The sequence below is a fragment of the Cutibacterium modestum genome, from assembly GCF_008326345.1.
Classification (GTDB): Bacteria; Actinomycetota; Actinomycetes; order Propionibacteriales; family Propionibacteriaceae; genus Cutibacterium; species Cutibacterium modestum.
Genome location: NZ_BJEN01000003.1, coordinates 492,619 through 511,535, shown reverse-complemented (window position 1 = coordinate 511,535; position 18,917 = coordinate 492,619). Strand labels below are relative to the sequence as shown.

Annotated in this window: 21 protein-coding genes and 1 pseudogene; 2 read left to right on the top strand and 20 right to left on the bottom strand. The window is 60.7% G+C overall.

The features are described from left to right. Positions 1–20: 20 nt before the first annotated feature. From groL to F1563_RS10810, 5 genes are all read right to left on the bottom strand, one after another. Positions 21–1,616: a chaperonin GroEL gene (gene groL, locus F1563_RS10830; protein WP_002528668.1), complete on the bottom strand. Its 1,596-nt coding sequence runs from the start codon at positions 1,614–1,616 to the stop codon at positions 21–23. A gap of 11 nt (positions 1,617–1,627) precedes the next feature. Beyond that, positions 1,628–1,924, bottom strand: a complete 297-nt coding sequence (groES, locus tag F1563_RS10825; protein WP_002528669.1) for a co-chaperone GroES — start codon at positions 1,922–1,924, stop codon at positions 1,628–1,630. Between the two features lie 206 nt (positions 1,925–2,130). Beyond that, entirely contained in the window at positions 2,131–3,048 is a 918-nt protein-coding gene (locus F1563_RS10820; protein WP_002533872.1) for an LppM family (lipo)protein, read from the bottom strand. Between the two features lie 193 nt (positions 3,049–3,241). After that, entirely contained in the window at positions 3,242–4,039 is a 798-nt protein-coding gene (locus F1563_RS10815; protein ID WP_002528671.1) for an LppM family (lipo)protein, read from the bottom strand. Between the two features lie 12 nt (positions 4,040–4,051). Then, a complete protein-coding gene (locus F1563_RS10810; protein ID WP_002546493.1) occupies positions 4,052–5,248 on the bottom strand; it encodes a THUMP-like domain-containing protein in 1,197 nt (398 codons plus the stop codon). Positions 5,249–5,498: 250 nt separating this feature from the next. Here F1563_RS10810 and F1563_RS10805 point away from each other — a divergent pair, with 250 nt between their 5' ends. After that, positions 5,499–5,924 carry a hypothetical protein gene (locus F1563_RS10805; RefSeq protein WP_002528673.1) on the top strand — a complete coding sequence of 142 codons (426 nt, stop codon included), beginning with the start codon at positions 5,499–5,501 and terminating at the stop codon, positions 5,922–5,924. A gap of 20 nt (positions 5,925–5,944) precedes the next feature. Here F1563_RS10805 and F1563_RS10800 read toward each other — a convergent pair whose 3' ends face one another. The 11 genes and pseudogenes from F1563_RS10800 to tsaE form a co-directional block, all read right to left on the bottom strand. Next, on the bottom strand, positions 5,945–6,697 hold the full coding sequence (locus tag F1563_RS10800) for an ABC transporter ATP-binding protein (RefSeq protein WP_002528674.1): 753 nt from the start codon (positions 6,695–6,697) through the stop codon (positions 5,945–5,947). Beyond that, positions 6,694–7,788 carry a FecCD family ABC transporter permease gene (locus tag F1563_RS10795; RefSeq protein ID WP_002528675.1) on the bottom strand — a complete coding sequence of 365 codons (1,095 nt, stop codon included), beginning with the start codon at positions 7,786–7,788 and terminating at the stop codon, positions 6,694–6,696. Before F1563_RS10795 ends, F1563_RS10800 begins: the two co-directional genes overlap by 4 nt. Before the next feature lies 1 nt (position 7,789). Next, on the bottom strand, positions 7,790–8,965 hold the full coding sequence (locus F1563_RS10790) for an ABC transporter substrate-binding protein (RefSeq protein ID WP_002546492.1): 1,176 nt from the start codon (positions 8,963–8,965) through the stop codon (positions 7,790–7,792). Between the two features lie 123 nt (positions 8,966–9,088). Next, on the bottom strand, positions 9,089–9,580 hold the full coding sequence (locus F1563_RS10785) for an NUDIX hydrolase (RefSeq protein ID WP_002528677.1): 492 nt from the start codon (positions 9,578–9,580) through the stop codon (positions 9,089–9,091). Between the two features lie 96 nt (positions 9,581–9,676). Further along, complete coding sequence (locus tag F1563_RS14695; protein WP_002528678.1) at positions 9,677–9,982, bottom strand: C1 family peptidase; 306 nt, start codon at positions 9,980–9,982, stop codon at positions 9,677–9,679. A gap of 107 nt (positions 9,983–10,089) precedes the next feature. After that, positions 10,090–10,362 (bottom strand): annotated as a pseudogene (locus tag F1563_RS14690) (C1 family peptidase); the annotation flags it as partial. Then, entirely contained in the window at positions 10,359–10,667 is a 309-nt protein-coding gene (locus F1563_RS10770; RefSeq protein WP_002528680.1) for a hypothetical protein, read from the bottom strand. The gene F1563_RS10770 and the pseudogene F1563_RS14690, both read right to left, overlap by 4 nt. Positions 10,668–10,768: 101 nt before the next feature. Continuing rightward, entirely contained in the window at positions 10,769–11,812 is a 1,044-nt protein-coding gene (gene tsaD, locus F1563_RS10765; RefSeq protein WP_002528681.1) for a tRNA (adenosine(37)-N6)-threonylcarbamoyltransferase complex transferase subunit TsaD, read from the bottom strand. After that, positions 11,805–12,272, bottom strand: coding sequence for a ribosomal protein S18-alanine N-acetyltransferase (gene rimI, locus F1563_RS10760; RefSeq protein WP_002528682.1), 468 nt, complete (start codon positions 12,270–12,272; stop codon positions 11,805–11,807). The genes tsaD and rimI overlap by 8 nt, the downstream gene beginning before the upstream one ends. Further along, positions 12,272–12,931 (bottom strand): tRNA (adenosine(37)-N6)-threonylcarbamoyltransferase complex dimerization subunit type 1 TsaB, encoded by a 660-nt coding sequence (tsaB, locus tag F1563_RS10755; RefSeq protein ID WP_002528683.1) that lies wholly within the window; start codon positions 12,929–12,931, stop codon positions 12,272–12,274. Before tsaB ends, rimI begins: the two co-directional genes overlap by 1 nt. Then, positions 12,931–13,824 carry a tRNA (adenosine(37)-N6)-threonylcarbamoyltransferase complex ATPase subunit type 1 TsaE gene (gene tsaE / locus F1563_RS10750; protein ID WP_002528684.1) on the bottom strand — a complete coding sequence of 298 codons (894 nt, stop codon included), beginning with the start codon at positions 13,822–13,824 and terminating at the stop codon, positions 12,931–12,933. The genes tsaB and tsaE overlap by 1 nt, the downstream gene beginning before the upstream one ends. Positions 13,825–14,033: 209 nt before the next feature. Here tsaE and F1563_RS10745 point away from each other — a divergent pair, with 209 nt between their 5' ends. After that, positions 14,034–14,714 (top strand): HNH endonuclease family protein, encoded by a 681-nt coding sequence (locus tag F1563_RS10745; protein ID WP_172623701.1) that lies wholly within the window; start codon positions 14,034–14,036, stop codon positions 14,712–14,714. Between the two features lie 12 nt (positions 14,715–14,726). On the opposite strand, the gene F1563_RS10740 is transcribed toward F1563_RS10745, so the two are convergent. The 4 genes from F1563_RS10740 to F1563_RS10720 form a co-directional block, all read right to left on the bottom strand. Beyond that, entirely contained in the window at positions 14,727–16,157 is a 1,431-nt protein-coding gene (locus F1563_RS10740) for a DEAD/DEAH box helicase (RefSeq protein WP_002528686.1), read from the bottom strand. After that, positions 16,133–16,549 carry a hypothetical protein gene (locus tag F1563_RS10735; RefSeq protein ID WP_172623666.1) on the bottom strand — a complete coding sequence of 139 codons (417 nt, stop codon included), beginning with the start codon at positions 16,547–16,549 and terminating at the stop codon, positions 16,133–16,135. The genes F1563_RS10740 and F1563_RS10735 overlap by 25 nt, the downstream gene beginning before the upstream one ends. Before the next feature lie 586 nt (positions 16,550–17,135). Next, positions 17,136–17,786 carry a hypothetical protein gene (locus F1563_RS10725; RefSeq protein WP_149302697.1) on the bottom strand — a complete coding sequence of 217 codons (651 nt, stop codon included), beginning with the start codon at positions 17,784–17,786 and terminating at the stop codon, positions 17,136–17,138. 155 nt (positions 17,787–17,941) lie between these two features. Next, a complete protein-coding gene (locus F1563_RS10720) occupies positions 17,942–18,400 on the bottom strand; it encodes a hypothetical protein (protein ID WP_227431936.1) in 459 nt (152 codons plus the stop codon). Positions 18,401–18,917 lie beyond the last annotated feature (517 nt).

Below are 18,917 nucleotides of genomic sequence, written 5' to 3'. Positions count from 1 at the left end.
TGAGAATCAGTGAGTCAGCCTCACTTGTTGTCGTCCTCGTCCTCCGGCTTGTCCACCACGAGAGTCTCGGTGGTGAGCAGCAGAGCGGCAATAGAGGCGGCGTTGGCCAGGGCCGAACGAGTCACCTTGACGGGGTCAATGACGCCGTCAGCGATGAGATCCACGTACTGCCCGGTCTTGCCGTTGTAGCCATGTCCAGGCTCCATCTCGGCGACCTTGGAGACGATCACGTAACCGGGCTCGCCACCATTCTCAGCGATCCAGCGCAGCGGCTCGCGAACGGCCTTGGCGACAATCTGCACACCGGCCTTCTCGTCATCCTCGAGACCGAGATCCCCGTCGAGCACGTGGGCAGCGTGAATGAGGGCGGAGCCGCCACCGGCAACGATGCCCTCCTCAATGGCTGCACGGGTCGCGGAAACAGCATCCTCGATGCGGTGCTTCTTCTCGTTGAGCTCGACCTCAGTGGCCGCACCCACGCGAATGACACACACACCACCGGCGAGCTTGGCGATGCGCTCCTGGAGCTTCTCGCGATCCCACTCGGAATCGGAATTGTCGTACTCAGCACGCAGCTGGGCGACGCGACCTTCGACGTCGGCCTTGTCACCGGCACCGTCGACGATCGTGGCGTTGTCCTTGGTGACGACAACCTTCTTGGCGCGGCCCAAGACCTCGAGGCCCACCTGGTCGAGCTTGAGCCCAACCTCAGGTGCGACGACCTGGCCACCGGTGAGGGTGGCGATGTCCTGCAGCATTGCCTTGCGGCGGTCACCAAAGGCCGGAGCCTTGACGGCCACCGAGTTGAAGGTACCGCGGATCTTGTTGACGACGAGGGTGCTCAGAGCCTCCCCGTCGACGTCCTCGGCCACGATAAACAAGCTGCCGTGGGCAGCAATGACCTTCTCCAACAAGGGGAGCAAATCGTTCATCGACGAGATCTTGCCGGAGTGAATGAGGATGTAAGGATCCTCGATCACAGCCTCCATGCGATCCTGATCGGTGACCATGTAAGGAGACAGGTAACCTTTGTCGAACTGCATGCCCTCGGTGAAGCCAAGCTCCGTGCCAAAGGTCTGCGACTCATCAACGGTAATAACCCCGTCTTTACCAACCTTGTCGAAGGCCTCAGCGATAAGGGAGCCGATGGTCTCGTCACGACTGGAGATGGTGGCGACACTGGCCATATCCGAGGTGGTGTCGATGGCGCGCGAGATAGAGCGGAGCTCCTCCACGACGGCGTCGACGGCCTTCTCGATACCGCGCTTGAGCCCGACCGGGTTCGCCCCGGAAGCCACGGCGCGCAGACCCTCGTGAACGAGAGACTGGGCGAGCACGGTGGCGGTGGTGGTTCCATCACCGGCCACGTCGTTGGTCTTGGTGGCGACCTCTTTGGCGAGCTGGGCGCCGAGGTTCTCGTACGGGTCAGTGAGGTCGACCTCCTTGGCGACGGTCACGCCGTCGTTCGTAATGGTCGGGGCTCCCCACTTCTTGTCGAGAACGACGTAGCGGCCCTTGGGGCCGAGAGTCACCTTGACGGTGTCGGCGAGGGTGTCGACGCCGCGCTCGAGGGAGCGACGGGCCTCCTCGTCAAACTGAAGTTGCTTGGCTGCCATGTATCAGCGCCTCACTTCTCGACGACGGCGAGGATGTCACGGGCATTGAGGAGCAGGTACTCCTGGCCGTCGTACTTGACCTCGGTGCCGCCGTACTTGGAGAAGATGACGACGTCACCCTCCTTAACGTCCATGGGAACGCGGGTGCCCTTGTCATCAACGCGACCGGGGCCGGCGGAAATGACCTTGCCCTCCTGCGGCTTCTCCTTGGCGGTGTCCGGGATGACGAGTCCGGAAGCGGTGGTCTGCTCGGCCTCGAGAGGCTGGACGAGGACGCGGTCCTCGAGCGGCTTGATCGTGATTGCCACGTCAAGACCCCTTTCTACTGAAGACGGATTATGTCGTTGTCTCTCGCCAGGGGTTGCGAGCCCCGAGCGCGACGGACCGTCGGCGTCGCGGGTGCTTCAGGTCCGTTGGCACACTCACCATGAGAGTGCCAACCACGAAAGTACACCCGTCGTTGGCACTCAGGCAACGGGAGTGCCAGAAATGACCCTCCGAAGGTCAGCAACCATCAATGAGACCCGGGACTCTTCCAGAAATCGTCAGGGTCTGACGGAGACTGCCAACCCGGCTGCGAGCCCTGGCGACGGACCGGGTCCTGGCCGGGCTGGGGCGCGCTCGTCGCATCACCTGAGGCATATCCCCAGGGCTGATTACCCCAAGGCTGACCCGAATCCTGTTGACTCGACGCCTGTGGAGGCTGCGACTGTCCCTGTAGTCGCCCATCACCTAGGTACTGCATAGCCCACGGAGCATCATCATCCTCCGGCTGGGTCGCCTTCGGGCCCTTCTTCTTGCTCACGATGACCACAACAGCACCGGCAATGGCCAGGCCGACGACGGCAGCACCAATCCAGATCCAGGCCGGTATACCGTTCGAGCGCTTACTCGCCGCGGTCAGCCCCGAACTGGAGAACAAGTCTTTCGGATCGGTCCAGGTAACGGTGTTCCCGTCGACCGTGCTCGATCCAGAATGACTGACGACCTTTCCCGGGAAGGTCACGGAGACTTTAAAGTCACTAAACATGGTCGCGCCAATGGCTTCGCCGGAGCGGCCACTATCCCGGAATAAGTCCGAACTCACCTGGGCGGACACCTCATCTTCGTCAAAGGTGACCTTCATGCCAGGCTCTTTGTTGAGCTCGGCAGCGGTGGTGTCCTTGGTAAAGGTGCACCCGATGTACTCCTCGTCCTCAAGCTTCTCGGCCTTGTCACTCGAGCCGACACCGGCGGATTCCTTCGAATTGCTGCAGTCGGAGAACTCAGGCGGGAGGTTTCCACCCGACATGCCGACCATTGATTTGGAGATACCAACCGTGGCCTTGAGGTGGATGTGGTTCTCGTCCTTGAGCTCCATGGAAGTGTCAAATTTTACACACCCGGCAAGCAGTAATAGGGGCGCGAGAAGCAAAACGAGACAGCGTCTCATACGACGCGAAGCACTCAGCATGACCACATAAAATCACGAACGGAGCCGGTAGCGGTAGATCTGTAATAGAAGCGATCGTCTTTACCAGATAGATCTCTAAACGATCTGTGCAGCCCGTTTCCCCTACTCATACTCACGGCACACAAGAGGGCTCGAAACATCACGTGGCGGACACCCTCGCAACAGCCAATCCCTAGCTGACGTCTGGGCGCTGGTCCTCGCCGTCCGGACAGGTCTGCCACTTCTTATTAACGGCCACTGCGGTCACGGCGCCACCAATAGCCAGCACCAGCAATGCGCCAATACCCCACACCCAGTTGGGGAGGCCACCCTGGCTCTTACCTGACGCAGTCAAGCCATCTGGCGAGAGGAGATCATTGACGTCGGTCCATGTCGCGGTGTTTCCGTCGACCGTACTCGATCCAGAGTGGCTAAGTACTGTGCCGGGGAAAGTCACCGACACCTTGAAACCGCTGATATCAGACATATCACTGACATCAGAGAGGCCCATACCCGGCACGGAATCAGACAGATCTGACCCGTCAAAGTGGAACCGAATCGTCTCGTCATCAAAAGCAATGTCGATCGGACCCTCTCCCCCATGTCTTCTCCATGAACCTGTAGACGACGTCGCGCCGCTACTAGGCCGGATAGACTTAGAAGTGATGTCGGCTACCGCCACAGTGCCAGCGACCGTGCAGCCGACGTACCTACCGTCATCGAATGGCTTGACCTTCACCTTGCTAGTCAGGCTGACACTCGATCGAGTCAATTCGGAACAGTCACGAAAGCGCGACGCGAGCTTTTTGGACTGATCGCTTCCATCCTGATCAACGTCCGATTTGAGAACCCCGAAGGTGAAGGTGACCTCGATATGGTTCTCGTCCTTGATGACGAAACCAGCATTGAACTTCCCGCAGCCAGACAGCAAGACGAGCGGAGCCAACAGCAGAGCAAGGAAGTATCTCGCCGGGCACCGAAGAGTCAACATGGACTCATGACATCACATCCGGAATCCTCCGGAGATGCCATATGGCAGTCTCACGCGATCACACACCAGCGCCTTGGCGCTTCCGGTGGTCGGGGTACAGATGAACGTGACGCAATTTGGCCCCGCCGGCTTAAGCTTGCGTCGCCACGCGACGGGGTCGACGTTGACACCGCGTTTCTTGATCTCGACCGTTCCGACGTGATGGTTACGAACCCAGGACCGCAGCGATCTGACGTCTAGAGGCAGAACCTCCTTGACGGCAAACCATGTCAGCCACGGAGAGGCAACAGGTTCAACTGCGGTGAGATAGGCGATGCCCCCCGACACCGCGTGCAACGATCCATCGATTGCCGAGAGGCAACCAGCACGGATTGCCGCCGGATGAGGTTCAGCCACAAAGGGGCCGAGTTCACCAACTGCAGGGGCAGGACACCTACCGGGCAGTTGGTGCACTCCCGCAGGATCAATCAGCACTGCCCGATCCCCCGGCCACAGGTCGCCAAACCCGGACCACACCGTCGCCTCAACCAGGTCTCCACGATGTCCGACATAGGTGACGGGGAGGTCTGGCAACTGGGAACGATCGACACCAGGCCCCAGTTTGACAACTGCGGACACCGATTCGAGCACTTTCTCAACAAATGACCACGGCGGCTGCACATCTTCTAACCGCCAGGTTCGGCCCCGGCGCGTACGTCGAGCCGGATCGAGCATGACGACTGTGGTGCTGTCAACCTGCTCACAGAGGTCACCGTAGACCGCCGTAGCGTCAGCACACATCACCTGTGCTTCGGGCAAATTGTGGCGCGCTAACTCGGCCGTCACCGGATCGACCTCGACGGCTGTCACCTCGAAGCCAGCATCGAGGTACGCTCGCGCGTCCGCCCCGCAGGCGCATCCGAGATCAATAACGTGGGTGAATCCAGCCTCGTTGAGGCGAAGGGCACGCCATCGCGACACATCTCCACGGGTGGCTTGCTCCAGACCGTCACGAGTCCACAACATTGACGCAGCTACCGGTCCAAGTTTCGCAACAGCCTGACGCCTCAAGCTGATTTGATCGAGAACTGCTGCGGCGAGATCGGCATCTATCTGACGACGCAACCTGGTGGCAGCTGACAACGAGTCAGGATCGGCTTCGGTGCTGGCTAGCTCGAGGGCCTTGCGCCCCTCGCTACTAACCAAACGACGCGCCACGGTGTGATCCACCTGCTACCCTAGAGGTACTTTCTGACAGTGTGGGTAGAATTTTTGGTCGAGGCATCGTAATACACCGTTTTCCACACGAGGAGCAACCAGTACTGTCGTGGCTATCACCACTTACGAGAATCGATTGAGATTCACCCAACGCCTGCAGTCCCGGGGGTCGCAGAACACGACTTCCGGGGGCGATCTATCGCACCGTTCAGCAGGGTGGTACATCCATCATTTCACCGGTTCGGCATTCCAGCTTGGCGCTATGGCGACGACCTATTACGCGTCACGCACCAAGCCCCTCAACTGGGGCGCCCACACCAACGTCAGCTGGGCGCTGCTCTTCGTCGCGATCATCGTGATCCCCGGCCTGCTGACCTTCGTGGAATCCTTCGTTGAACCGGACGGTTCCGGACAGGACGTGGTCACAGCAGTCTCCATCATGCTGGCTCTGGGCGGCATTATGGCAATGGGAGTCCTCGCGGGTACCCCCATCGTGACAACATCGGTACCGTTCTCGATCCTGCTGCCGGTGAGTCTTGCGCTCCCAGCCATCGCCCCATACAGCCTGCCAGGGGGAAATCCGCGAGCAGACAGTATGTTCGTGGAGAATCACTATGGGGCATGGAGTTCTCGTTGGGTGGCGCCGGTGGTCTGCCTGGTTTTGTGGATCGTGGGGCTAGCCGGCTGATCAAGATCAACGCCCAAAGATCACGCGGTTACCACTGGACGAACGACGGGGATGCCGTGGTCGTCAAGCACCCGGGCACGGAACCCATAGACGCGCTCTAACACGTCGGGGGTGAGGACCTCTGACGGCTGTCCTTCGGCATGCACCCCACCTGCGTGCAACAGCACCAAGCGGTCACAGTAACAGGCGGCCAGGTTGAGGTCGTGGAGGGCTACGATGGCCATCTTGGACCCATCATCAACAGCCTTGCGTACCAGGCGCAACACCTCGATCTGGTTGTGCAGATCCAATGCGGAGGTGGGCTCGTCGAGCAACAAGACCTGGGGATCGCGAACGACCATCTGCGCCAATGCCACCAATTGCCGTTGGCCACCGGAGAGTTGAGAGATAAACCGGTGGGCGATGTGTGCGATACCGATGCGCTCCAAGAGATTAGCAGCACGTTCCACTGTCGTCTTGCTCCTGCTGCGAGCCGAAGTCAAGACCGACTCGAGGACGGTCAAGGACGCGGTAGCGAGCACGTCCTGGGGAAGATAGCCCACAACGTTTCGCAGTTGCGTTCCGCTGATGTGTCGACCGTCATCACTGATGATCACCTCCCCTAAGGTGGGGGTCTTCAGCCCGGCAATGGTTTTGATGAGTGTGGATTTTCCCGCTCCGTTGGGTCCAAGTAGCCCGGTGACCGTCCCCCGCTCCAGTGGGCCAAGACTCACTCCGTCGAGCACGTGACGCCGCCCATAGGACAAGTGCAGGTTAGTCAGGCGGACGTTCACGATGCCCCTCCGAAGACACGATGCCGCGTAAGGATGAGGGAAACAAACACTGGCACCCCCACCAGTGCGGTGATGATCCCGATGGGTATCGCCACCCCAGGGATGATGGTGATCGACAAGGCATGGGCGGTGGCCAAGAGGAAAGCCCCAGTAGCCGCAGAGGCAGGGGCGAAGTAGCGCTGTTCCTCGCCGACCAGGATGCGGGCGACGTGGGGACCGACTAGACCGACGAATCCGATGACCCCGGCGAAGGCGACGGTAACCGCTGCCAGCAGTGACGCCAAGATAAGGATCCGCGACCGCAGCCGGGGCACGTTCACCCCCATAGCGGCAGCACGCTCATCGCCGAGTCTCAGCGCAGTCAGCTGCCCTGAATGGGCCATCGTGATAGGAATAGCGATAGCCAGGACGGCGGCGATGATGGCATTCGAGGTCCACGTGGCCCGCTGTAAAGAACCCATCGTCCAGAAGACGATCTGCTGGAGGGCCTCCGGGGTGGCGCGGTACTGCAAGAGGGCCAGAAGCGCATGAAATCCGAAGACCAGGGCAATGCCAAGCAGGATCATGGATTCCCGGCCATCGTCCCGACGGCGCGAAACACCGGCAACGATGGCAACCGCGACCAGGGATGCCACCGCCGCACAGACCGCCACGTTGAACTGGGCGTTGGGAATGATCGTCCAGCCCAAGACGATAGAGGCAGCCGCTCCAAAAGCCGCAGCCGCAGAGATCCCCAATGTGAAGGGCTCAGCCAGCGGGTTGTCCAGGATGGTCTGCATGTGCGCACCTGCAAGCGAAAGGCAAACCCCAATGAGTACCGCCATCACCGAGGACGGAATGCGTAGTTGCCACAACACCATTCTGGTCTGATCGTCCACCGTGGCGGGAGTGGCCACTGCTTTCACCAGCTGGGTAAGGGTGATATCCACAGGGCCAACTACGATGGTAACCAGGAACGCAGTGACCGCAATGACCGACAGCAAGACAATGGCCCAGCACTTCCAACGGGCTCGCCGGTAATATCCCCGCACCACAGTCGCCATCCCGACGGCAGGATCCTCCCGAACAAGGGAAACATCAATGTTGCTCATGTCAGTTTCGCTTTTTTAGCGTAACGAAGAACACGCCGTGATAGTCGAAGGGAAGATAGTCCTTGTGGAATTTGGCGAAGTCCTTCGTTGGATCGACTCCCTCGAATTGTTTGGGATGTTGCCACGCCGCAAACTGCTCGAGTGCAAAGACGTTGAAGGGAGAGTCGTAGAACTGATGATAGACCGCGTGCATCCTTCCCTCCTTCGGCGCCTTAAGCAAGGAGAATCCCGGAGTCTTAAGCAGGCCAGCCAAGGTCTTTTGCGCAACGTCCTCGGTAACGTTATAGCCAAGTTGGACGTGGGGAACAGACTCCGCCTTTTTTGGATCTTTGGCCCACGAACCGCCGGTAGCAATGATGTGTTCTGGTTGGGTTGCTACGACCTTCTCTGGGGTGACATCACCCGCGGGGGTCCGGAGCAGGTCCTCCCCAAGATTGTGCCCACCAGCAGCGGTGACGACGTCACCTAGATTGAGATCCGCAAAGGTGGAGCAGCAATCCTTAAGCCCCGCGGCACGCCACAGAAATGTGCGAGGTTTATCGCCTGCCCGAGAGACCCGTCGTAACACGTCGTCAACCTTCGATTGATAGAAGGTATTAAATTCTTTAGCACGATCAACAGCTTTCCCGCCAAAGATACGTCCGAGTGTCGTCATCGACTTCGTAGTGTTTTCTAGAGGTTTCTTCCGAAAATCAATGAAAACGTAGGGGAGCTTGACCTGATCCATTTTCTGAAGGAATCCAGTCTTTTCAGCGGACTCCTTCTGATCCAGGGTCATGACCACCGCATCAGGTTTAAACGACAGCATATTCTCCACAGTGACGTCTCCCTTGGCAATACTGCCAATCACTGGAAGCGTGCTCACCTGTGGGCGGGCCCGATACAGTGCGGACTCGAAGCTGGGGGCAGCCTGGTGCAAGTCCCCACCGACGGCTACCACGTTCTTAGCTGGATCCTTCTTGTTCAGAACGCTGGTGGCCATCAGCGCACGCCCCTCAGCTAAAAGAATGCGTTGAGGTTGAGCATCGAAGGAAACCGTACGCCCTGCGACGTCGGTAACCTTCAGAGCTGAAGCATGACCACTCGGCTCTTTCTCTGGGGAGCCACCAGCGCAGGCACCAAGACCTAACGCAAGGGCAACCGTGGCGATGGCGCCGAGAGCTCTTGTGACATTCATAATGGTGGCGGGCCTTCCTTTAAGACGCACAGCAACGATACAAAGTGGGCATAAGGCTAGCTTTACCTAAGATTCAGTGCAAGCGCGGCGTCACGCCCCACGATGCCCACCACCATCAGGGGTTTACACGGAGTACGACCACCCGGTCGGTCGACCATCGTGATAAGGCAGACAGCCGTGGAACTGCGGGGTATCGGGATCGAAGACCAGCGGCAGGAAGTAACGGTCCCCTTCCCACATCGGTAACTCGTCGAGCGAGTCGACACGCTCCCAGGCCAGTGGCCCTTCTTCGTTGGCGTCAGGGATGGCGTCGCCAAGGGGATGCCAGGAATCGACGACGAAGACAAATCCGAAATGGTCCTCTCCGTGACGGCCAAACCCTGGCCATGAGACAGTGCCACGCAGCCTCATGGCATCAACTTCGATGCTGGCTTCTTCGCGTAGCTCGCGCCTCATGCCGGCGACGACGTCCTCTCCCGGCTCGACTTTGCCACCCAGCCCGTTGTATTTACCGAGCTGATCGTCACCAGGACGGGCGATGCGGTGCACCATGAGGACGTGTTCACCATCGGGGTGCATGACGAAACCAAGAGTGGTGAGGATCGGGGTCATCATGGGGCCAATCCTCCCACCCGGCAACAACGCAGGACCAGATCATGTCCCACTCGGGCACCACGATGGTGTGAACGTACTTGTCAAACCACGAGCCGTTCATCGTGAAGAGCCCCTTCCGACCTCCTCACCCCACGAATTTTCGACCCTCCAACGCGCCGGGGTATTGTCAACGAAGTCTACACCAACGAAGGTCATCGCGTGGGTGCCACCGGACTCACGCAACCGCAACCTCTCGGCCTTCGACATCTCGAGGTTAACCCCGTACAGGGCCCCGTAGTCGTGCAAGTTAACGTCCCAGACGCCGAGACCCTTGTCGAACTGCTTGACGTTGCAGGTGAACCAGACCGTTTCCCCGGCGACGATGGAGTCGATAACGGTTTTCTCGCTGGCGTCGAGCTCCACCGAAAGGTACCAGTAGGGAGTGCCACCTCCATAAATGGAGTGTGTTCTTGGACGTAGGTGCGGCCGACCGGATGCTCCTCGCATGGGTCATGGCCCAGGCTGGCCCACGGTTCGAAGACCTGCGGCACGATCTCGTGGGCGAACTCCAGCGGGGTGTAGGTGCCCTTGCGGTGGAAGTTCTCGTCCTTGTCGCGGTGCTGCCACGTGAAGCTGATAGGTGGCGTCCCCAGGTAGATCACCAGAATCCGCCACACCGCGTCGAGGACAGCACTGCGGGCCGCCTCCATCTGCAAAGCCCCTTCTGACATATCGGAGTTCGTGGCGGCCTCCCGGATGTGCTCAATGGCCCGGCGCAGCACGGTGGCCAGAGCCCGGTTCATCTGACCAGTGTTGCCAGCCGATTCAGTGTCGGGCATCGCCCAAGTAAGGCGTCAGACCGTACTTGGCAACAATGTCGGTAAACTCCATCCGCCGTCCTCGGCGGGTGGTCCATGATGGAGCACACTTTTTCATCAGCGTCACGAGATGCGGTGACGATAACACGGGCGAGGGTGCGGTCCAGGCTAATAGTGTCAGCGCCGGTACCGGTCACAGCGTTCTGCACCAGCCGTCCAGTGGCTTCATTGGCGAAGGACTCGGCGCGAAATGTGCTGAAACTGGTGTCGAAGACGAAAAGTTCACTCATTCCTCATCCATTCCTGCCAATTAATGATGTTCCACACAATGACGCAGTAGAGCGCGCTGCGAGCGCAGGTTAGCGCGCTCGCGTCCCGGAACATCCCTGCCTTAGACGAGCACCGTCTCGATAGGCAGTCCAGAATTAGCCGAAATGTCCATGGCTGACGCAGGCAGTCCCGCTTTGACGACCTGCATGCCCAAAGCCGCGATCATGGCCCCATTGTCGGTGCATAATCCCGGACGCGGACGTCGCAACTTCACCTCTGCGGTCTCCATCCGCTCAGCGAGCAGAGTGCGCAGGCGCGAGTTCGCCGCCACTCCCCCGCCGATGAGGAAGTGCTCGAGGCCGTACTCCTGACACATGTCGACGGCCTTAGCGGTCAGAACGTCGGCGACGGCCTCCTGGAAACTGGCAGCGACATCGGCAATGTGGAACTCGACTCCGTCACGCTGCTGGGTCTCAACCCACCTGCTCACCGCCGTCTTGAGGCCAGAAAAAGAATAGTCGAAGCGATGCTTAACCATGTCGTGACGGGCGGTCAGGCCGCGCGGGAAACGAATCGCTGTCGGATCACCGTCAGCGGCCGCCTTGTCGATGACCGGTCCACCCGGGTACGGCAGACCGAGCACACGGGCCACTTTGTCGTAGGCCTCACCAGCGGCGTCGTCGATCGTCGAGCCGACCTCAACAATGTCAGTGGCGATGCCATTCACCCGCAGCAAGCTGGTATGACCGCCTGAAACGAGCAGAGCTCCACATGGCATCGGTAGGTCGCCGTGCTCCAGCAGGTCGACGGCGACATGCCCGGCCAAGTGGTTGACGCCATAGAGAGGCTTGTTAAGCCAGCTTGCCAAGGCCTTGGCAGCCGACAGACCGACGACGAGCGCCCCAGCCAGACCTGGCCCGGCCGTCACAGCGATGCCATCGAGCTCGGATAGGTCTATCCCCGCGGTTGTGACGGCCGTCCCTAGTACCGGGACAATAGCTTCCAGGTGAGCGCGCGAGGCAACCTCGGGGACGACCCCACCGAAGCGCACGTGCTGTTCCATCGACGAGGCGACCTCGTTAGCGAGCAGGTCGTTGCCTCGGACGATGCCAACTCCGGTCTCGTCGCAGGACGACTCGATGCCCAAAATGAGCGGTTCAGACATGGTTCTCCTCGGGAGGGGTTGTGGTCTCGGTGCGGGGCAAGTCAACAGACATGATGAGGGCGTCAACCCCACCGCCGTAGTAGTTGGGACGCTGCGAAATCGTCTCGAAGCCGAAGCGTCGGTAGAGGCAAATAGCCGGATCATTATCGCGGCGGACCTCGAGCATCATGGTGCGACACCCCCGCGATGTCGCCCAATCCAGGCCGCGGGAGAGCAGCTCACCGGCCAAGCCACGTCCTCGTGCCGTGGGGGTCACCATGATTCGATCGAGGTCGGCAACGTCGAAACCGTGGAAGGTCGCGACGGCAGCGACCTCATCATCCCCGGCGACCAGAGTGAGACGGTGGTCAGCTGGAACGATCTCCTCGGCCCATGAGGAACGCGACCACACCGAGTCGAAGCTGGCCTGTTCAATGGCCATGACGGCGTCGAGGTCGGTCATGCGGGCGGGTCTCGTCATCACCTGAGACCGGGCAGGGTGAGTCGGGTCGGGGTCAAGGTGGCCTTGCGGGTCGTCGGAACGGTGGCGTCGGGGTCGCGCAAGTAGAGCGGCTCTAACCCGACGTCCGGCATGGTCTGCCACGACGCGGCAAGTACCCCGGCGTCTAGAAGTTCCGGAGATCCCGAGGTCGGCGTTAGACCACGGACGAGGCACCCTGGACCACCGACTGGCAGGCCCTTCGGCAGTTCCTCGGGACAGGTGACATTGGGGCCATCAAGTCGGTTTCCCGATGTGTCGTAGCGAGCCCAATACAGTTCATGACGGCGGGCATCGGTGCACACCACGAACTCCCCGTCGACTCCAGCCCACTGACGGGCCAGGACGTCGAGGGAACACACCGGATGCGGGGTGAGACCGGCCAGGTGGGCCAGTACCCTTCCGGTAGCCACGCCGACGCGCAGGCCGGTATAGGGGCCTGGACCGACTCCGATCGCCACTTCACCGATGTCAGTCAGGGCGATCCCGACCTCTTCGCAGCCGCGATGGATGAGGGGCATGAGCTGCTCGGCATGGGCGCGAGGATCATCGTGGTGCAGACTAACAAGCACCTTAGATCCGCGCGCCAGCCCGACGCTGACAGCCGTCGACGTGTCGATTCCCAGAACGATAGTGTCCATCAGTTGTTGTCTCCGGTCTGGTCGGGAGAAATGGTGTTGAGGGGAAGTTCGGACAGCGGCGACAGGTCGACGTCCTGCCAACGCGGGCCAAAACCTTCCAGATAGACCACGCGGGTCTTGCCGTCGGGGTCTCCACTACGCCGGATGTCGACGTCGAGATGAGAACCACCGAGGTCCTCGGCGATGCCGGCTCCCCACTCGATGAGAGTGACTGCCTGGTCCATTGTCTCGTCAAGATCGAGATCAATAAGCTCGGCGGCCGAGCCGAGGCGGTAAGCATCGACGTGGACGAGCCCGGGCCGTCCCTTGGCTCCGGCGTGGCGTCGAGCTAGTACGAAGGTCGGGGAGATCACCGGCCCTTCGATGCCAAGCCCCATACCAATCCCTTGGGCCAAGGTGGTTTTGCCAGCGCCGAGATCCCCGGAGGCCAGCACAATGTCTCCGGCATCCAGTTCAGCGGCTAGAACGGCTCCGAAGGCGCGCATATCGTCAGCAGTGGGGACGACAATTCGGGTGGGCAGTACGCGGACCCAGTCGCCATCACGGTGGTAAGCCGGGCCGGGGGAAGTCGGCAAACAGGAGATGCCGAGGGTGCGCGACTCCAACTCCGTGGCGATCTGCTCAGACCCACTGATGAGGGCTGTGATGACGTCGACATCGTCCGGGGTGAGGAAGACCAAATCGGCAACCTCGGCGTGACCACCGTCATCAACGAGGTGGGCGAGGCCGACGATCCGCGAGCCGTAGCGGGCAACGATGCCAAGGCCCTGGGTCAGCCAGGCTGAGACAGTCGCTACCTCAAGGTCAAGGGCACGCGCAAGGTTCGAGGCATCCTGCGGAACTGCGAGGGCGAGTTCCGGGATCGGCTCTTGCGGGCTGGTCTGATCATCCACAAGGGATCAGGATAGTCGCCGAACCTTTCATCGGGCCTGCCGTCCCAACCCCTTGGCATCCAGTGGAACAGGTGTTCCGTTTCAAGCCTTCTATCTGGTCAAACCTGTGGTGTAGCGTCCATGACCATCTCGCCAGAAATATCACGCTGACCAACAAGGTTGTAGGAGGTGACGATATGGCGTTGAAGCCGCGACGCAGATGGGCATGGTTGTGGATCTTCGTCGTCGCACCACTGGTGCTCGTCGGAGTGTACCGCAGCGCTGTTCCACGGGAAGGATCGACGGCCTACGGCCAGGCCGCAGAGGCCCTCGGCGACCTCCCTGTGAAAGGACGGGCACCGATGACCGGCTATTCGCGAGACCAGTTCGGGCCGGCTTGGAGCGACAACTCTGATCCTGCCCTCACTCGCCCCTGGGGCCATAATGGCTGCGGCACCCGCGACGACGCCTTAGCCCGCGACCTCGTCGAGGCCAAGCTGAAATCCGGCAGCCGGTGCCGAATAATCTCCGGCGAACTGCACGACCCCTATACGGGACGGACGATTACGTGGAGACGCGGCCGCGATACATCGGCAGTGGTACAGATAGACCACGTCGTCGCGCTCGGGAATGCCTGGGTCACTGGGGCTCAGCAGATGCCGATAGACCGGCGTCAAGCATTAGCGAACGACCCCCTCAATCTGCTAGCCGTCGAGGGACGGGCCAACCAGAACAAGGGAGCCGGAGACGCGGCAACATGGCTACCACCGAATAAGCCATACCGCTGTGACTACGTGTCTCGCCAGATTGCTGTCAAGCGGAAATACCATCTCTGGGTCACCTCGGCGGAGCGCAACGCGATGGTTCGGGTGCTCTCGACATGCCCGAACTATGCGCTGCCCGCCCGGTAACTCAGCGGTCACTCACCAGGTGTCGTTTCCGGAACGGCCGTACTTGGCCTCAATGTCGCGACGATCCCGACCACGCGAGTCGTGGCCACGGTGACGCCCCTCACCGAAGCCACGTCCACCGCGGTTGCGCCCGCCTTTACCGCGACGAGGCTTGCCGTCACGAGACTTCTTACCCCGCTGCTGTTTGGGGGCGACGAGCGCCTCGTAATCCTTCTCGTCAATGGGAGCGCCCAGGGCCGGGCTGCAACCCGCCACCTCGGCGACATGGTCGTCGCCAAGCATGACCTGGGCCTCCACCGGTTTCACCCCGGCCTGACGGTATAGACGAGCCATAGTGCGACGCTGATGCGGCAGGATAAGAGAGACGACGGCCCCGTCGTGTCCAGCGCGCGCCGTACGACCGGACCGGTGCAGGTAATCCTTGGAGTTCATCGGCGGATCGACTTGCAGCACCAGGGTGACGTCATCGACGTCAATTCCTCGAGCCGCGACGTCAGTGGCGACCAGAACTGGAAGGGAACCGTCCTTGAACGCCGCCAACACGCGAGCACGGGCGCCCTGGGTGAGGCCGCCGTGCAGAGCGCCAGCCATGACACCGGCACCACGCAGCTGTTCGGCCATCCGGGAAGCACCTCGCTGGGTCCGGGCGAAGACGATGGTGTGACCGCTACGGTTGGCGATCTCGCACATCAGCCCCACCTTCTCGTGCGGCTTGATCTGGAAAGCGTGATGGGTCATCGTCGAGACCGAGCCCTTATCAGAGTCGACCTCGTGGGTAACCGGATCGTGCATGTACCGTTTGACAAGCTTGTTGACGGCGCCGTCGAGGGTGGCCGAGAACAGCAGGCGCTGCCCGTCTTCCGGAACGGCATCGAGGATCGAACCGACGGCCTCCATGAACCCGAGTTCGGCCATGTGATCGGCCTCGTCGAGGACGGTCACGGCGATACCGGAAAGGTCGGCATCACCGGTCTCCAGCAGGTCGACCAGACGTCCAGGAGTGGCGACGACAAGATCGACCCCCTTCTTAAAAGCCTTGGTCTGCGGGCCATAGCTCATACCACCAGCGATGAGAATGGTCGACAGGCCCATCGAGGAAGCCAGCGGGGACAGCACGTCGGCAATCTGCATGGCCAGCTCACGAGTGGGCGAGAGGATGAGGGCTCGAGGCCGCTTGTCCTCGCGTGGGGCGGCGGACAGGCGCGAGAGCAGTGGGACGCCGAAGGCCAGGGTTTTACCCGAACCCGTCGCAGCGCGGCCCAGTACGTCACGCCCAGCGATAGCGTCGGGAATGGCGGCAATCTGGATACGGAACGGAGCTGCTATGCCCATCTTTGCCAGAGCTGCGACGATTTCGTCGGGCACGCCAAGGGCCGAAAAACCGCCTTCGTGGTCAATAGCTGTGACGTCGAGATCGGTTAGCTCAGTAGCCTTCCAATCCATGTTGTCGGCGTCGTCGCGATCGTCACGGGACCAGTCGTCGCGGCGGTGATCCGAGCGGTCTGACCAGCGCTCATCCCGACGATCATCACGCCAATTGTTACGATCCTCGCGCCAATCCCGAGAACCCCGACGGTCGAAGCCACGGCCGCCGTCACGACGATCCCAGCGGTCGTCACGGTCGCGGTGCTGTCCACGACGGTCTCCGCGCCACTCGTCACGATCCCACGAGGATCCGCGACGTTCGTCACGCTTCCAATCACGATTGGCGCGATTTCCCGGTCGACGCGACTTGTGTGGACGGAACTCGCCGTCGTCGGACCACTGGCGGTCATCGCGACGGCCCCAGTCACGGCGGTCGTAACGACGGTCATGACGGCCATCAGACCACTCATGGTTGCGTCGGTCCTGAGAAAAACGGCGGTCTCTGCTACCACCGGCGTCGTCGCGACGCACGTCTTCCCAGGGGGCCCATGCCTCGAAGTTGCGGCCAAGGGAATCGGTGCGCCCGTTGCGGACTCCGCCCCTAGTGCGTGGCTTGTGTCCGCGGGCAGCTCGCTCGGCTGCGGTCCAGCGCCGCTTTGGGGTGCCGTCGGCCTTGAAAGATTTGGGATTGCGTTTTTTGTTGCTCAATGGGGTGTTCCCTCGTGGTCAGCGGACTCCTTGGCCAGGGGCGACCGACGTCACCGCGCACAAAAACGCGGCACCACTACGCGGGGTCGCGGAACCTGACCGCGGCACATCGGACCCAAGACGGGCCTCGGTGATGGAATCCTGGATGGCTATCTGTCTCGATGGCTGGGCGAATAGCTGCTGTGCAGGTGAATGCAATAGTCCGGAAGCAGTAGCTCCGTCATGCTCTGAGGGCACATCGAGCAACTGAAACGCATCATGGGCTCGAACGAGTCGGGCCGTTGCCAACGGCAGTACTGTACCCAAACAAATCCAATTGGCGAAATCGACCACATTCCTCAAGAAACGTCAATCACTGATGGTCGTGTTCCATGAGTAGGGACGGTGGATGGTCGCACCGATGACCGAACCAACTATGACTGCCCCTGTCAGGGCCCCCAAAACCCACCATCCGCTGTGGGCCAGATCCATGGTGCCAGACATGACTCGACTGGTGGCCAGCAGGGCCAGCAGCGACCCCATGATGCCGGCGACCACCGCGACGACGCACGACATGGCAACCTGAAAGAAGATCACGCCGTCAACCCAGCGCGGCGCCAGTCCGAGGCGTCGAAGGTGCGCAGTAAGCCGTCTTTGAGCCAGGCGTTCGTCCCGGGCCAGTGCCCCAGCCATAATGATCGTGATGATGGTGAACAGCCCGGTCGCCACGAGGGTCGCGGCGGGTAGGGGAACCTTGGGCGCCATTCTTGGGGCCATAACATAGGAATAGTCGATGTGGTGTGTGGGGGCCCAGTGGTAGGCGACGTCCTCCTGGCTCGGATTCAGGCCGGCATACAGGAATCCCTTGCTCACGGAAGAATCACCCGACTTGGCTGGTTTAGCACCTTCGTGCCCGACGACCTTGATCTGATCAAGCCAGCCAAGATCCCTCGGTACGGTGATATCGGTGTCGGAAGTCTGTTCATCGGTGGTGACCCGCAGGCTTCCGGTCGCTTGCAGTTGACGCCGCTGCCCATCACCCAAGGGAAAAACAGTAGCGACGTCATCCACGTTATGAAAGGCCCACCACGCCACAGATCTGCCAGTAGGATTACTGTCAGAACCGTATGTCATCGGCACCGTATGTCATCGGCACTTTGTGTGCGCCGCGCATATCACCATCGAATGGAACTCGTAGCGTTCATCTGCGCAAACAATGAGGCCACAATAAGCAGACCTGTGGCAGCAGCAGCAATGAGACCTGCCATGAGTCCCGAGAACAGCCCATGCCATGAACCACGAGAGCGAAGGGCACGAGACGCAGCCGGCCAGCGACCCGGTGGGACCTCATGTCGCGACACCAAGGTTAGCAACCACGGTGCCACCAGGCCTGCCGACAATGACGACGCCACGGAAATGACAGCTACCGAAATCAGCGAAGCCTTCGCCGCTACCGAAGCCCATACCAGGACGGCGCAGGCCACGATGGCGCCACTCCATGCCAGTAGGCGGACCATCTTCACATTGATGCGCTTGCCATGGATCTTGCGTTCCCGATGACGGCTTGGGGTACCCATAACGGCGGTGGTCAAAATGGCCGTAACCAGGCAGGTAATGGTGCTAATCGTAGGCAATGAGAGAGGTGACAGTGGGCTAACAGTGGGCTATCAGACTTATCGGCCAGCAACGGTCGAATGGCCATAACCAGCAGCTCTCCCACAACCAGGCTTGCTGTCGCAGTGGACACGCTAATGAGCAACGTAATAACTCGCAGAGACAGGGCCAGTTTGCGACGTGGCACACCCATGGCAGTAAGGGGCGTGACAATTCGGCGTGCTGACGTCGTGGCGGCCGCAGCAGCCAAACCTGCCCCCAAACCGGCGACGAGGAACCACGCCAGATACTGCTCGACGATCTTCTTTCCAGACAGAGGTCCCGATTCCTTTTCCTTGGAAAGTAGTTGCTCTCTCGTAGCACATGCACCAGTGTCGACAGCATCAGGGCCCAGATCGTCATTGACTTTGCTGCACGTAGCGGCTGGATCGGATGAGGTAAAGAAGATGAGGAAATTTCCGCTTAACCCAGACGTTCTAGCCTGTTTCCGGGTCAGGGGCCACGCCTGTCATGTTCCAAGGTGAGCTAGGATTTCGC